This window comes from Moritella viscosa, from assembly GCF_900120065.1.
GTDB classification, from domain to species: domain Bacteria; phylum Pseudomonadota; class Gammaproteobacteria; order Enterobacterales; family Moritellaceae; genus Moritella; species Moritella viscosa.
The window spans coordinates 1-14,562 of the sequence record NZ_FPLG01000113.1; the positions used below are offsets into that span (position 1 = coordinate 1).

Below are 14,562 nucleotides of genomic sequence, written 5' to 3' on the forward strand. Positions count from 1 at the left end.
CAGATTTCGGGACAGGGTCCCATTAACCGTATTGGCAAAGGTACGCTGTTTCTTGCGCTACTTTAACTTGAAACTTACTGTCGCTAGGTACATTAAACTGTTCACCAGCATTGAATGTTTGCCACTCAGATTGTCCAGGGAGTAACACAGTTAACGCGCCAGTAATCACAACCATCACTTCCGCTAAGGCTGTACCAAACTCATACTCACCGACAGCCATCACGCCAACACTGGCTTCTTTATCCGCTTTTTTAAACCCAATAGAAGCAACTTGACCATCAAAGTACTGATTTATCTTAAACATTTAAAATCCTTTTATACGATTAACTAATCTTTTAGTGCTCAGAATAACCGAAAAAATGCCGAATTAACAGCACCCCCTATTGCTAAGGTAACGAGTACAAAGGTAAATACTTCAAATTGATTAAAAATTATAATAACCAGTCAATTGGATCATGTTGTCATCGTTATAACTTTTATTCGCATAGTCATCATCATTGATATTAAACCACCAACCTTCAATGCCAATAGAAAGTGCTTTCGTGACATTCACTTTTGCCTGAACAAAACCATGCTGAGAACCAAAATCAAAATCATAATTATGGCCGATAAGTAACTCGCTATTATTTAAACCATTCAAAGTAACCCTTGCACCAGCAAATATGTCATTTTGAAAACTATTATCAAATGCTTTTTTACCATGCTGATCCCAACTATATTCACTCAGTAAGTTAACGCCTATATTTTGAGTTTGTAGTAAGCTAAACTCCGCCCCCAATACCACTGCACGCGTCGATTCATCTTCAATAAGCTTATATAGCACTTCACCTTTTAAAGTAACTCGGTTCAAATCTGCTTTAATATCTATTGATATCTGGTCAACTAAATTCACATACCAAATTGGGTTCCCCACAGCTGAGTTTCTCAATTCGGGAGTTCGTGTATGTCCACCGAAATAACTCACGCCCACATCAATGTTTTTAACACTTTTACTGTAGCGTAGTGCAACATCTGGATGATATTCTTCGCCCCAACCCGCATATTCATAACTATAATTGTTATCGAAACTAAACCGTGCTCCAGGTGTTGCTAAGGCTGGTTCACGATAACCCACCAGCAACATAGCTTCCAGTAACGCACCTTTAAGGTCGATGCCCAACCTAAACATAGGTTGACCTAGCTTATCCTTTCCATTTGGCGATTCCAGATAATCAGTTTGATTCACAATATCAATTAAATGATGGTTTTCCATCACTCCCCAATGCACTTGATCAAAACCGATAGAAGCTTCCCACTTTTTAGTAACAAGCGCAGCTTTAAACTCTCTCAAATCAATATGCGTACGTCCATCATCACGTTCATCAATACGTACAAAGGGGTGTGCTGTATACACCATATTGTTTTTTTTAGATGACGCTTCTATATGCGGAGATAAAGCCGCTGATATTTGATGATAAACAGGATAAGGATAACTATCATTCACCGGATACGTCGGTTGTGCAGGACGATCTAGAAAAATACGTTGTTCTAAGCTCGCACTACCCTTTATTTTTATTTCAGCATTCACATTTGTCATAACGCTCGACGTTACGAGGCCGAAGGTGATTAAACCACAGCATTTTATTAATGATTTCAATTTCATTCCCCATCCAAGAAACCAGTAACTAGGGCGAAGTAATAAACAACGGTCCTTGTTGTCTCATTAGTATGTCTTTGTATGTTGATACGAAGCAATTTTTTTAGCCAAAATCATACCGAACAAGTCTCAAGTGCTAGCGCCAAGTAATGAAAATGCATTAGACCCACGCCAATCAAGTATTAAATTAACTCGTAACTCACAATGCTGGTATAATTAATGCTTAATTATATTTATTCACATGTTCAATAAATAACGACATAAAAATGACAATAAGGAAAACACATGCGTTTTAAGTTATGCAGCATTATTTTACTGACTTTAAGCCAAATTAACGCGAGTTTTGCAAGTGGCTGGTTATTTGGTATGCATAATGATGAGATCTCAAAAGAAGATGGTAATTATACTAATGCAGTTTTCATCAATTATACTACTGAGGAACCCGCATTAAATAACCGTTTTTGGCAAGCGTTAACGCTTTTTGATCCAAACCCACTAAAATACGCAGTTAATTACCAATTTGGCCAACAAATGTGGACTCCTAGCGATATAACAGCCACAACACCACAACCAGATGAACGCCCATACGCAGGGCTATTATTTGGTGAAGCAAGCGTACTCGGTTATAGCGCCGTCAGCTCTTACCGACTGTCATTATTACTTGGTACAGTCGGCGAACAATCAAAAGCAGGCGATACGCAAACAAAAGTCCATGAATTGGTTGGAGCCGCTACACCTCAAGGTTGGAAGTATCAAATTGAAGATCAAGTTGTCTACCAAGTGACAGCAGAAGCTGATCTACTTATCGGCCGTCCATTGATGCTCATTGGTGAATCGGATCTGTCAGTGTATCAACGCTTAGCCGTAGGTAATTTTCAAAGTGAAGTGGCATTTGGTTCGACAGTACGCTGGGGACCAGATTTAGGGGTTAACTATAATAACCTAAGCCTACACCCTCAGCGGCTACAAGGCATGTTACTGGCACCAAACAGCTCAGGTATTATGCTTTATGCAACAGCTGAGGTTCGTTATCGTTTCAACGATATTACGATTGAAGGTGATACACCAGATGACGTTCCGGACATTACGTTAAATAACGTACAAGCAACAGTTGCTGCGGGTTTACTTGCCTATTACCATAATATCGGTATGAAATTTAGTGTCGTCGCAATGAGCCCTGACTATGAAGAGGATACACATAAAGAATACATAGTAGGTAGCTTGGGATTATTCTGGCAGTTTTAATAGAATTCCCTCACAAAATGGTCGAAATATGCCCGTTTCTTAAAATAACTAAAAGTAGTTATCTGTTACAAATTTGCCGTGTTAGTATTCCCGCAAATTAGTCACTTTTCTGCTTTAAGATACGTTATGCATGATTCTTCATTAACATATACACGCCGCCCTAAAGGCACACTTGCCATGTGTAGCCTGTATGCCTTTACTGGCGCAGCCATCACTGCGTCGGTAATATTCTCACTGCTACTCTTTTTATCTATCCATGATAAATTACTCATGCAGATTTTATTCGGCAGTTTGGCCGTCATTTTCGAACTCGGTAAATTTTTTGCTTGGTATGAATTTGGTGAGCGTATTGCACGAAAAGCATTTCATGCCGCATTTATCGCACTTGGATTCTATTGTATCCTTGCCATTATTTCGATAGGTGGCAGTATTGGCGGGATTAACAGTGCAACCAATGTGGCACAACAGTATGTTGATCAACGCGATAACAGGGTAAATGCAATTACTCTGCAAATATCCGCGATCGACGATGAAATTGCACTTAATAATAAAGCCGCAGATAAATACCTAGAGCTACAAATGATTTCCCTTGGTGTGACTCGAATCCAAAAAGAAAATCAAACTCTACGGGAAAAACAAACACAACTTAGAATTGAGCGTGATAGCGTTCCTGTTTCTGAAAAAGGTTCGGTTATCAGTTTGATCGCAAGCCTTGCGAAAATTATGAATACAACAACAGAAGATGCACAATCATGGTTAGTCATATTTTTATCGGTATTACTTGATATCTTTGCTGCTTTCTTCGTTGGTTTAATCGGTGAAGAACTGCGTTTCCGCCATTCAATTAGCCGTAAGAAAGAACAAGAAAAAGCGGATAAAGCTGAGAATTTACGTCTTTTAGCAACACAGAGCTATATTGAAATTGAAGCGCCAGCTCAATTAGAAGATCAATCCTTATTAATTGAAAAGCAAATGTCAGTAAGGTCTTCTGCAATTTTACAAGCCGCGCAAGAACAAGATTTAAAATGTTCAAAAAAACACATCGCGGAAATACTTAAGTTAAGTATAGAAGAAGTCGATCACGCTTTCGAAGAGTTTCTATCGTTTGGTATTGTTGATAGAAAACGGAATAACCATTTACGCTGGATAAGGGACTTGTGAAAAAGGGAGGGTAAACGTCAAGTTCACTCTCCCTTTTTAGTATTAAATTAATTACTTAGCGTTATTTTTTTGTTTCGCATTGAATGCTGCAAGTTGTTCTTCAGTTGCTGGAAGCTGGTGGTTTTCTTTCCATTCAGCATAAGTCATACCGTAGATTCGCTCTCTCGCTTGTTCATCTGTCACCTCTAGATCCAGTTCATCTGCCGCAGACTTATACCATTTGCCTAAACAGTTTCGGCAAAAATCAGCCAAGATCATTAAATCAATATTTTGAACTTGCTTGTTATCATCTAAATGCGCTAATAAACGCTGCAATACTTTCGCGTCTAACTGATCTTGTTGAATTTGAGTTAATTCTGATTTGCTCATTATCAATTCCTTGTTATTTCGCTGACTTAATCAGGCCTGTAATATGGCAACTAAAAACGATAACTGCAACAGCTAAGTAAATAGAAGACGCTACAATTAACCACTGTGGCATTGTAAACGATAAGAACTGCCAGTTAATTTCATCACAAAAACCGGTTGGGTTAAACAACCATGGTGCCCATTCATGGAGCGGTGCCCAAGTCGGGAAATTAGGGAAGAAGTCACAGGTTGAAAATGGCGAAGGGTTCAGTTGAATGTCGGTATGCTCAATTGCGAGGCTTAAACTGTAACCTGCGCTGACAAACCATAATGTAAAACCGCTTAAGCGTATCACTGGATTCGCAGGGGCTATCGCACCCACTAAGCCCGCAATAATAATGCCCATTATTGCTACACGTTCATAAACGCATAGTACACAAGGGCTTAATTCCATCACATATTGGAAGAAGAGGGCTGATGCTTCTAACCCCATGCCGGTAAGCGCGAGTAAAACCCAAGGTAGGCGTTGTTTTGGTAGGTTAGAAATAAACTGGTACATATACTGTCTCAAATGAATTTAATGACTATCTACTTTTATAACATATTGTGGCACTAGATATGAGACGCAGAATGTAAAAGTGTGTAAAAATAAATGCTTATATAAAGCGATTACTTATATAAAAAAACGCCGCAAATAGCGGCGTTTTATTATGTTTTAGCTAGGCTAGTGACCGGCTGATTTAACCGCTTCAGCTGCCGCGTCTGCATGAGCGGTAATTAAACCCATATCAAGCATCGTCGCTGTTGCTGGCTCTAAGAAGTAGATAATGGAACCAAGACCAACCAACGTCATTACAATCGTATATGGTAATGCCATAATAACCATGCGGCCATAGGATAAGCGTAACAGTGGTGCTATTGCAGATGTTAATAAGAATAAGAAGGCAGCTTGTCCATTTGGCGTTGCAACGGAAGGTAGGTTTGTACCTGTGTTAATTGCGACAGCAAGTAGGTCGAATTGATCTCGTGTGATAGTGCCGTTTACCAGTGCTGCTTTTACTTCGGTAATATAAACAGTACCAACAAATACGTTATCACTCACCATCGATAATATCCCATTAGCTAAGTAAAATAGTGGTAGCTGTTGATGTGGGTCTGCAGCAAGTACTGAGCTAATCAGGGGAATGAACAGCTGTTGATCAATAATCACAGCAACAATCGTAAAGAATACTGCGAGTAACGCAGTAAAAGGCAATGCCTCTTCAAATGCTTTACCTAATGCATGCTCTTCAGTGATCCCGTTGAATGCAGTAGCAAGAATGATGACAGATAAACCAATGAGACCTACAGCTGCTAAGTGCATTGCTAGACCTATGATTAACCAAACACCAATTGCCGCTTGCGTATAAAGCTTTACACGTTCACGTTGGCTGCGGTTTGCATCTTCATATTTATCAAAATCAACTAAAATAGTACGTACTGCTGTTGGTAATTCAGCTCCGTAACCACATATTTTGAATTTCTCGACAAGTACACATGTTAACAAACCAAAGAAAAATACTGGAATTGTCACTGGTGACATGCGCAATGCAAATTCAAGGAAGTCCCAACCAGCTTGTTCGGCAATGATTAAGTTTTGTGGTTCACCTACCATAGTACATACACCACCTAATGCAGTACCAACACCAGCATGCATCATAAGGCTACGTAAGAAAGCGCGATATTCATCAAGATCTTGGCGTTTTAGCTCATTCACATTTGCATCGTTGGTATGATCATGATCATGTTTAAAGTCACGGCCCGATGCCACTTTGTGATAAATACTATAGAAGCCAATCGCGACACTTATCACAACTGCAATTACAGTTAGTGCATCTAAAAATGCAGAAAGGAAAGCTGAAACAACTGAAAATGATAAAGCGAGTAATGCTTTAGATTTAATGTTAATCAATAACTTAGTGAAGACATATAATAACAATGACTTCATGAAATAAATACCAGCAACCATGAAGATTAATAATAATAATACTTCGATGTTACTCACAAGTTCGTGCTGAACTTGTTCGGCAGATGTCATGCCAATGGCAACCGCTTCAATAGCAAGTAAACCACCTGGCTGAAGAGGGTAGCACTTAAGCGCCATTGCTAAAGTAAAAATAAATTCGATAACTAATAACCAACCAGCAATAAACGGGTCAATTGAAAAAACAATCGGGTTAATAATGAGGAATGCAATGATTGCAATTTTATACCACTGAGGTGAATTACCTAAGAAGTTTAACTTTGCCGCCGTACTAAGGCTTATGTCCATGAGGGCTTGTCCAATATTTTGTGTAAGAGTAAGTTTAAAGAATTTGAAAACCGAGATATTCTAAGCATATTTAGTGAGGTGCGCCATCCTTTTTATTGATACAGATTATTGTTATTGCGATTAAAGTTATTTTACTATTAAAATCGGGAAATAATTATTCTAGTGATAGTATCTAATTTAAATCTGGTCGGACTTGCATCTGGATGCTAAGATTCGAAAAGACACAACCTGTTATATTTCCAAATGAGAAGTTAAATGGATATTACTGATAGTAAAACAACGAAGAAAACGCGTCGGAATGACGGTATTATTAAGGCGAAAAGCCCTGCTGGATTTGCCGAAGAATATCTGATCGAATCGATTTGGAAAAATCGCTTTCCTCCAGGTTCAATTCTTCCGGCAGAAAGAGAACTTTCTGAGCTTATTGGTGTTACTCGTACTACGCTACGTGAGGTATTACAACGTTTAGCGCGTGATGGTTGGCTCACTATCCGTCATGGGAAACCAACACAGGTTAATAATTTTTGGGAAACATCGAGCCTGTCTATTTTAGAAGATTTAGTGCGATTGGACCCTGAACGTTTACCTGAATTGGTGAGTGATTTATTATCTGCCCGTACTAATATTAGTGTTATTTTTATTCGAGCTGCGATTAAACGTGATCCTGAACGTGTTGTCGAAATTCTAAACGAAGCCGAAGAACTTGCTGATGATAAAGAAGCCTATACTGCGTATGACTATAGTATGCTGCATAAATTAGCCTTTTTATCAGGTAATTTAGTGTATGCGCTGATCCTGAATGGTTTTGATAATATGTACCGTATTTTGGGGAAAATTTATTTTGATTATCCTGAAGCTCGCGTATTAGCACGAAACTTCTACCGAGAATTGAAAGGTATAGCTCAAAATAACCAAGCGGATGAGAGCTTAAATGTTATCCGTAACTATGGTATGAACTCAGGCCTACTTTGGCAGCAGTACCGTGATGAAACATGGGATGATATTTGCGTCGCTTTTGAACAACGTATTAAATAATGATTACGCAATAATCTCATAAAAAAAACCAGTCATTGACTGGTTTTTTTATATCTGTGGGACAGTTAGACCTTAGGGCTGATACTTTGGCTGATAACCTCTGTATTCCCATTCGCTTGGACCTGCTCTAATCGAACATCAAAGCCCCATAATCGATGAAGGTGTTTTATTACCTCTTGTGCAGATTTCGCGTCTAACGGTATCTCTTGGTGGGGTACATAACGTAACGTTAAAGAACGGTCACCTTTTTTATCGACATTAAATACCTGAATATTAGGTTCATTATTACTGAGGTTATACTGGGCTGATAGCTTATTTCGCAATTGTTGATATCCTTCTTCATTATGAATTGCGGAAACTTCAATAAACTTACTGCTTTCATTATCCTCAATTGAAAAAAAGTGCATATCTCGCATTACTTTTGGCGATAAATACTGGCTAATGAAGCTTTCATCTTTAAAATTTCTCATTGCAAAATGCAAGGTTTCTAACCAATCACTACCCGCAATATCAGGAAACCAAGCTTTATCTTCTTCGGTTGGGTTTTCGCAGATACGTCGAATATCGGTAAACATGGCAAACCCTAATGCATAAGGGTTCATTCCTGAATAATATGGGCTATTATAAGCGGGCTGTACAATGACGTTAGTATGGTTATGTAAAATTTCTAGCATGAATTTATCCGATACTAACCCTTCGTCATACATGTGGTTAGTAATAGTATAGTGCCAGAATGTTGCCCAACCTTCATTCATGACTTGAGTTTGTTTTTGTGGATAAAAATATTGACTAATTTTGCGAACGATACGAATTATCTCGCGCTGCCACGACTGTAACAAAGGCGCGTTTTTTTCTACAAAGTAGAGAATGTTTTCTTGGGGTTCTACTGGGTAATTTGGTTCAACTGGCTCTGATTTTTGATTATATTGGGGGAGAGTACGCCATAATTCATTGACTTGAGTTTGCAAATAATCGGTGCGTTCTTGTTGACGCCGTTTTTCTTCACTGAGCGATGGTTCACTTGGGCGTTTATAACGGTCAACACCATAATTCATTAATGCATGGCATGAATCGACAATATTTTCGACAGCATCGATACCGTATTTTTGTTCGCATTCAGCAATATAGTTCTTGGAAAAGAGCAGGTAATCAATGATTGAATCTGCATCTGTCCATGATTTAAATAAATAATTGTTTTTAAAGAAAGAGTTATGTCCATAGCAGGCGTGTGCAATAACTAATGCTTGCATTGGTATGGTGTTTTCTTCCATTAAGTAAGCAATACACGGATTAGAGTTGATAACAATTTCATATGCTAACCCCATTTGACCACGTTTATAGCTTTGTTCTGTTTGAATAAACTTTTTACCAAAACTCCAGTGATTATAACCAATCGGCATCCCTACAGAAGAGTAAGCATCCATCATTTGCTCTGCCGTGATGACTTCAATTTGATTGGGGTAAGTATCAAGTCGGTAGTATTCTGCAATACGTTTAATTTCGACATGATACTCTTCTAGTAGTGGAAAGTTCCAATCAGGGCCATCGCTGAGCTGCTTCACTTCATCTCTTAACATATAGACTCTCCCTAAGCGGCTTGTTTTTTAAATAGTTCTCTGAATACAGGGTAAATATCTTCTAGCTCGCGAATATGCTGTAAAGCAAACTGAGAGTATGCTTCAGCTACTTTTTCATATTCTCGCCATAAAGTTTGATGGGCGCGATTGGTAATCTCGATATAGCTGAAATAACGGACTTTAGGCATTATTTTATCCAGTAACAGCTTACGACATAGTGGTGAATCATCAGCCCAGTTATCGCCATCAGAAGCTTGTGCTGCGTAAATGTTCCATTCATTCACCGGAAATTTATCGGTCACAATCTTATCCATTAGTTTTAAAGCGGACGATACAATTGTGCCCCCAGTCTCTTGTGAGTAAAAGAATTCGTGTTCGTCGACTTCTTTTGCTTGGGTATGATGACGTATATACACAACTTCAATCGTTTTATAAGTACGTGTTAAGAACAGGTACAGTAATATATAGAAGCGCTTAGCCATGTCTTTAGTTGGTTGGTCCATTGAGCCTGATACATCCATTAGACAAAACATGACAGCTTGGCTATTAGGTACTGCATATTGCTCAAAGTTGTTATAGCGTAAGTCAAAAGTATCGATGAAAGGCACTTTACTGATCCGTATTTTCAACTCTGCAATTTCTTTTTTTAATTCGTGAACGAACTGGCCTTCAATTTCTCCTTGGCTTCTTAATTCATCAACTTGCTGTTGGAGCGCTTTGACTTTTCTTTTTTTTCCACCGGCTAATGCAGTACGTCTTGCTAATGAATTTTGTAATGATTTAATAATCGAAATATTGCCGGGGTTACCATGTGAGGTATAACCTGCACGGCGGGTTTTCATTTCAACAATACTGTTAAATTGATTTTCTTGTAAATTAGGTAACTCTAAATCTTCAAATAACAGATCAAGGTATTCGTCTTTTGAAATTTGAAAACTAAAATCATCATTACCTTCACCACTATCGCTGGCTTCTCCCCCGCCAGAGCCTGAACCGCTTCCTGGTGGTGGACGGTTAATTTTATCACCAGTGATAAATTTGTCGTTACCAGGATGAACAATGGTACGTTTACCGCCTTTACCTTGATGAAAAATAGGTTCAGAGATGTCACGAGTTGGAATACTGACACTTTCTCCAGATGTAATGTCCTGGATACTACGATTGTTTACAGCATCAGATACCGCTTTTTTTATTTGTGAGTTATAACGACGCATGAAGCGTTGTCGATTAACGGTACTTTTATTTTTTCCGTTTAATCTGCGATCAATAAAATGTGCCATCTCATCCCCCTAAAGAATACGGTTATGATGATTTACGTACACGTAAATACCATTCTGACAATAGCCTAACTTGTTTCTGGGTGTAGCCTTTCTCCATCATACGTGCAACAAAATTGTCATGTTTTTGTTGTTCGTCTGTGGATGTTTTACCGTTAAATGAGATAACGGGTAACAATTCTTCAGTGTTGGAAAACATTTTCTTTTCGATCACAGTTCGGAGTTTTTCATAACTAACCCAGGACGGGTTTTTACCACTGTTATTGGCTCTGGCACGGAGTACAAAATTAACTATTTCATTACGGAAATCTTTAGGATTACTGATACCTGCTGGTTTTTCTATTTTTTCAAGATCATTATTTAATGCTTCACGATCAAATAGTTGGCCTGTCTCAGGATCTCGGTATTCTTGGTCTTGGATCCAGAAATCAGCATAAGTCACATAGCGGTCGAATATGTTTTGGCCATATTCAGAATAAGATTCCAAGTAAGCGGTTTGGATTTCTTTACCAATAAACTCCACATATTTGGGAATTAAATAACCTTTTAAAAATTCTAAATACCGGTCCGCAATATCTTGAGGGAACTGTTCTCGTTCAATTTGTTGTTCTAATACATAAAAAAGATGAACAGGATTTGCTGCAACCTCAGCATGATCAAAGTTGAATACTTTTGATAAAATTTTATAAGCAAAACGGGTTGATAGACCTGACATACCTTCGTCGACGCCTGCATAATCACGATACTCTTGATATGACTTTGCTTTGGGATCTGTATCCTTTAATGTTTCGCCGTCGTAAACTCGCATTTTGGAGTAGATTGATGAATTTTCAGGATCTTTAAGACGCGATAATACGGTGAATTGAGATAAAGCATCAAGTGTACCTGGTGCACATTTCGCGTTGTGCAGTGCACTATTTTCTAATAGTTTGCGGTATATCGATTGTTCTTCACTCACGCGTAAACAGTAAGGTACTTTAACAATATAGACACGGTCTAAGAAAGCTTCGTTGTTTTTATTATTACGGAATGTTTGCCACTCAGACTCATTGGAGTGAGCAAGTATAATACCTTCGAAAGGCAGGGCTGATAGACCTTCGGTACTGTTGTAGTTGCCTTCTTGCGTTGCAGTAAGTAGAGGATGTAGCACTTTGATGGGGGCTTTGAACATCTCGACAAATTCCATCATCCCTTGGTTTGCTCTACAAAGTGCGCCTGAATAGCTGTATGCATCAGGGTCATCTTGTGAAAAATGTTCTAACTGACGAATATCAACTTTACCGACTAACGAAGAAATATCTTGATTGTTTTCGTCACCGGGTTCAGTTTTAGCAATGGCAATTTGATGGAGTATAGACGGACGCACTTTTTCCACTTTAAACTGACTTATATCACCCCCAAATTCTTTCAAACGTTTGGCAGCCCAAGGTGACATTACATGACCAAGACAGCGGGTTGGGATACCGTATTCGTTACGTAGAATACTGGCATCTTCATTCACGTCAAACAAACTAAAGGGATGATCGTTAACGGGAGATCCTTTAATGCGATAAATTGGTAAATTCTGCATTAAGTCTTTTAATTTTTCGGCTAATGATGATTTACCACCACCCACAGGGCCAAGTAGATATAGAATTTGTTTCTTTTCTTCTAAGCCTTGAGCCGAATGTTTTAAATAGGCAACAATTTGCTCGATGGCGTCTTCCATGCCATAAAAGTCTTCAAAGGCTGGATATCGTGCAACAACACGATTTGAAAATAATCGGCTTAGACGAGAGTCGGTTGCGGTATCAACCATTTCAGGCTCACCGATTGCGTTTAGTAATCTTTCAGCTGCAGATGCATATACACTTCTGTCGTCACGGCATAAATTCAAGAACGCTTGAATGGTATACTCTTCTTCACGACTTTCTTCGTATCTTTGCTGGTAATGTTCAAAAATACTCATAGTTACCCCCAAAATGTAATTACTTGCATCCGCAAACATTAGCATCTACAAGTCTGAAGTATTTTTCACTTCTAATCTAAATTTAGACTTTGATTTTAAAATTGCGCAATTAAATTGCGGTTTTATAAGCGTTTTATTATTTTTTTATTATGGTTGAAATATATTATTTAAAAGGTAATCGTGCGTTTGTTAGTGAATGAGGAAATGTAAGGGTTGTTTTGCGGAATTTTGTATTATTATTTATTGATATAACGATATATAAACAAAGTATAGTCTAATCAAGATGTGATTAAATATTATTTAGAATTGATATTCACGAATTGTGACATCGCTATAAAGGGTAGGGGGCATTATCTTAGTGACAGGTTTACGTTAAGGGGGTTTAACGTAAACCTGTTTGATGAAGTGCTATACTGTTATCGTTTCATGGAGTAATTTATTTAACATACGCATTGTTGCTTGCACACCAGCGAATACTTGGTTGGAGCTTACACCACGGGTTCGGAAACTTCGATCACCTTGTTGCCAAGTAATAAAGCTTTCCGTTAATGCACTGGTTTTACCGCCAGGTGGAATGCGTACTTGATAGTTTTCTAAATTTGGATAATCAAATCCAACTTTGTGCATGATGGCTTGAATTGCCATACTAAAAGCATCAAAACCACCATTCCCCGATCCTGCTGATTTGTATATCTCATCGCCGATACGAATACGGATACTTGCGGTGGAATCGACATTGAGTCCTGATGTAATTGAACAGTTGAGTAGTTCAATATGCGAGTAATCTTTACTTTCCAGTAAATCTGCAATAATAAAAGGTAAATCTTCAGGCGTGATAACTGCTTTTTGATCACCTAAAGTGACAATTCGCTCAAGTAATTTAGTCTTTTGCTCGGGGCTTAAGTCTATGCTTAACTCTTCAAGGTTCTTTTCTAGGGATGCTTTACCGCTCATTTTTCCGAGCGCATAAGTTCGGGTTCGTTCAAACCGCTCAGGACCTAACACCGTTTGATATAAGCCACCTTTATTATCGCCATCGGCATGTATACCACTGGTCTGAGTAAACACGTCTGCACCAATAATTGGCGCGTTTGCTGGCGTTATCTTACCCGAAAAATTCTCAATCATTTGGCTTATTTGATGGATGCGTTGTTCATTGATTGATGATTCGATACCGAGCTTATCTTTAAGGACCACTGCAACTTCTGCAAGTGAGGCATTACCTGCGCGTTCACCTAAACAGTTTACTGTGCAATGAATAGCGCTAATACCGACTTTCGCTGCTGCGAGTGCATTTGCTGTCGCTAAGCCGTAATCATTATGTGGATGAAAATCAAATTGTTGTTGAGGATAACGAGCAATCATATCAGATAGACTGACATGAACTTCATCTGGAGACATTACGCCTAATGTATCTGGCAGCATGTAATGTTGGATTGGTAAATCTGCAAGTTCATTGATCATATTGTAAACATAATCAGGATTGTCACTGTAGCCGTTAGACCAATCTTCAAGGTAAATATTAACAGTTAACCCTTGTTCTATTGCGTAATGAATGGTTTCTCTGACATCTGCAATATGTTGCATCGGGGTTTTACGGAGTTGTTCGGTACAGTGCTTTTTACTGCCTTTTGTGAGTAGGTTGATCACTTTGGCACCGCTGGATGTTATCCAGTCTACGCTTTTAGTATGATCGACAAAACCCAGTATTTCGATTCGATCTGAAACTTGTTCTTGTTCTGCCCACTGCATTAATGAAGACACGGCATGTTTTTCACCAATAGAAACGCGCGCAGATGCAACTTCAATTCGGTCAACATTAAGGGATTGGAGTAGGGCTTTGGCAATACTGACTTTTTCGTCGGGGGTGAAGGAGACCCCTTGGGTTTGCTCTCCATCACGAAGAGTTGTGTCCATTAATTGGACTTGAGGGCGCACTATTTCCATATTTGCTACCTGCTTCAAATTGTAGGGAAAGAGCGGATAGAAGATGGCTATCCGCTTTTAAACCGAATCTTAGTGTG

Annotated in this window: 12 protein-coding genes; 3 read left to right on the top strand and 9 right to left on the bottom strand. The window is 38.7% G+C overall.

The window, feature by feature from the left end:
• Positions 1 to 22: 22 nt before the first annotated feature.
• Positions 23 to 304: a pyrimidine/purine nucleoside phosphorylase gene (gene ppnP / locus BT797_RS17855; RefSeq protein ID WP_075473067.1), complete on the bottom strand. Its 282-nt coding sequence runs from the start codon at positions 302 to 304 to the stop codon at positions 23 to 25.
• A 120-nt stretch (positions 305 to 424) separates the two neighbouring features.
• Positions 425 to 1,642, bottom strand: coding sequence for a hypothetical protein (locus BT797_RS17860; protein WP_244534224.1), 1,218 nt, complete (start codon positions 1,640 to 1,642; stop codon positions 425 to 427).
• Positions 1,643 to 1,921: 279 nt separating this feature from the next.
• Between BT797_RS17860 and BT797_RS17865 the strand changes: the two genes are divergently transcribed.
• Both BT797_RS17865 and BT797_RS17870 read left to right on the top strand, forming a co-directional pair.
• Positions 1,922 to 2,881 carry a lipid A deacylase LpxR family protein gene (locus BT797_RS17865; protein WP_045110706.1) on the top strand — a complete coding sequence of 320 codons (960 nt, stop codon included), beginning with the start codon at positions 1,922 to 1,924 and terminating at the stop codon, positions 2,879 to 2,881.
• 126 nt (positions 2,882 to 3,007) lie between these two features.
• Complete coding sequence (locus BT797_RS17870) at positions 3,008 to 4,042, top strand: Preprotein translocase subunit SecY (RefSeq protein WP_075473068.1); 1,035 nt, start codon at positions 3,008 to 3,010, stop codon at positions 4,040 to 4,042.
• A gap of 51 nt (positions 4,043 to 4,093) precedes the next feature.
• On the opposite strand, the gene BT797_RS17875 is transcribed toward BT797_RS17870, so the two are convergent.
• From BT797_RS17875 to nhaB, 3 genes are all read right to left on the bottom strand, one after another.
• Entirely contained in the window at positions 4,094 to 4,411 is a 318-nt protein-coding gene (locus BT797_RS17875) for a DUF1244 domain-containing protein (RefSeq protein WP_075473069.1), read from the bottom strand.
• 13 nt (positions 4,412 to 4,424) lie between these two features.
• Positions 4,425 to 4,949 (bottom strand): disulfide bond formation protein DsbB, encoded by a 525-nt coding sequence (gene dsbB, locus BT797_RS17880; protein ID WP_045110703.1) that lies wholly within the window; start codon positions 4,947 to 4,949, stop codon positions 4,425 to 4,427.
• Between the two features lie 165 nt (positions 4,950 to 5,114).
• A complete protein-coding gene (gene nhaB / locus BT797_RS17885; RefSeq protein WP_045110702.1) occupies positions 5,115 to 6,701 on the bottom strand; it encodes a sodium/proton antiporter NhaB in 1,587 nt (528 codons plus the stop codon).
• A 255-nt stretch (positions 6,702 to 6,956) separates the two neighbouring features.
• On the opposite strand from nhaB, the gene fadR reads away from it, so the two are divergent.
• Positions 6,957 to 7,736, top strand: coding sequence for a fatty acid metabolism transcriptional regulator FadR (fadR, locus tag BT797_RS17890; RefSeq protein ID WP_045110701.1), 780 nt, complete (start codon positions 6,957 to 6,959; stop codon positions 7,734 to 7,736).
• A gap of 65 nt (positions 7,737 to 7,801) precedes the next feature.
• Here fadR and BT797_RS17895 read toward each other — a convergent pair whose 3' ends face one another.
• The 4 genes from BT797_RS17895 to BT797_RS17910 form a co-directional block, all read right to left on the bottom strand.
• Positions 7,802 to 9,313 (bottom strand): SpoVR family protein, encoded by a 1,512-nt coding sequence (locus BT797_RS17895; protein ID WP_045110700.1) that lies wholly within the window; start codon positions 9,311 to 9,313, stop codon positions 7,802 to 7,804.
• Between the two features lie 11 nt (positions 9,314 to 9,324).
• On the bottom strand, positions 9,325 to 10,593 hold the full coding sequence (locus tag BT797_RS17900) for a YeaH/YhbH family protein (protein WP_045110699.1): 1,269 nt from the start codon (positions 10,591 to 10,593) through the stop codon (positions 9,325 to 9,327).
• Between the two features lie 22 nt (positions 10,594 to 10,615).
• Positions 10,616 to 12,538 carry a PrkA family serine protein kinase gene (locus BT797_RS17905; protein WP_045112552.1) on the bottom strand — a complete coding sequence of 641 codons (1,923 nt, stop codon included), beginning with the start codon at positions 12,536 to 12,538 and terminating at the stop codon, positions 10,616 to 10,618.
• 408 nt (positions 12,539 to 12,946) lie between these two features.
• Positions 12,947 to 14,485, bottom strand: coding sequence for an alpha-isopropylmalate synthase regulatory domain-containing protein (locus BT797_RS17910; RefSeq protein WP_075473070.1), 1,539 nt, complete (start codon positions 14,483 to 14,485; stop codon positions 12,947 to 12,949).
• Between the last annotated feature and the right edge of the window lie 77 nt (positions 14,486 to 14,562).

Bases quoted from the DNA above. Each gene is read 5' to 3' on its own strand.
- dsbB (WP_045110703.1), bottom strand. From the start codon at position 4,949: ATGTACCAGTTTATTTCTAACCTACCAAAACAACGCCTACCTTGGGTT.
- BT797_RS17905 (WP_045112552.1), bottom strand. From the start codon at position 12,538: ATGAGTATTTTTGAACATTACCAGCAAAGATACGAAGAAAGTCGTGAA.
- BT797_RS17910 (WP_075473070.1), bottom strand. From the start codon at position 14,485: ATGGAAATAGTGCGCCCTCAAGTCCAATTAATGGACACAACTCTTCGT.
- BT797_RS17895 (WP_045110700.1), bottom strand. From the start codon at position 9,313: ATGTTAAGAGATGAAGTGAAGCAGCTCAGCGATGGCCCTGATTGGAAC.
- ppnP (WP_075473067.1), bottom strand. From the start codon at position 304: ATGTTTAAGATAAATCAGTACTTTGATGGTCAAGTTGCTTCTATTGGG.
- fadR (WP_045110701.1), top strand. From the start codon at position 6,957: ATGGATATTACTGATAGTAAAACAACGAAGAAAACGCGTCGGAATGAC.
- BT797_RS17860 (WP_244534224.1), bottom strand. From the start codon at position 1,642: ATGAAATTGAAATCATTAATAAAATGCTGTGGTTTAATCACCTTCGGC.
- nhaB (WP_045110702.1), bottom strand. From the start codon at position 6,701: ATGGACATAAGCCTTAGTACGGCGGCAAAGTTAAACTTCTTAGGTAAT.
- BT797_RS17875 (WP_075473069.1), bottom strand. From the start codon at position 4,411: ATGAGCAAATCAGAATTAACTCAAATTCAACAAGATCAGTTAGACGCG.
- BT797_RS17870 (WP_075473068.1), top strand. From the start codon at position 3,008: ATGCATGATTCTTCATTAACATATACACGCCGCCCTAAAGGCACACTT.
- BT797_RS17900 (WP_045110699.1), bottom strand. From the start codon at position 10,593: ATGGCACATTTTATTGATCGCAGATTAAACGGAAAAAATAAAAGTACC.
- BT797_RS17865 (WP_045110706.1), top strand. From the start codon at position 1,922: ATGCGTTTTAAGTTATGCAGCATTATTTTACTGACTTTAAGCCAAATT.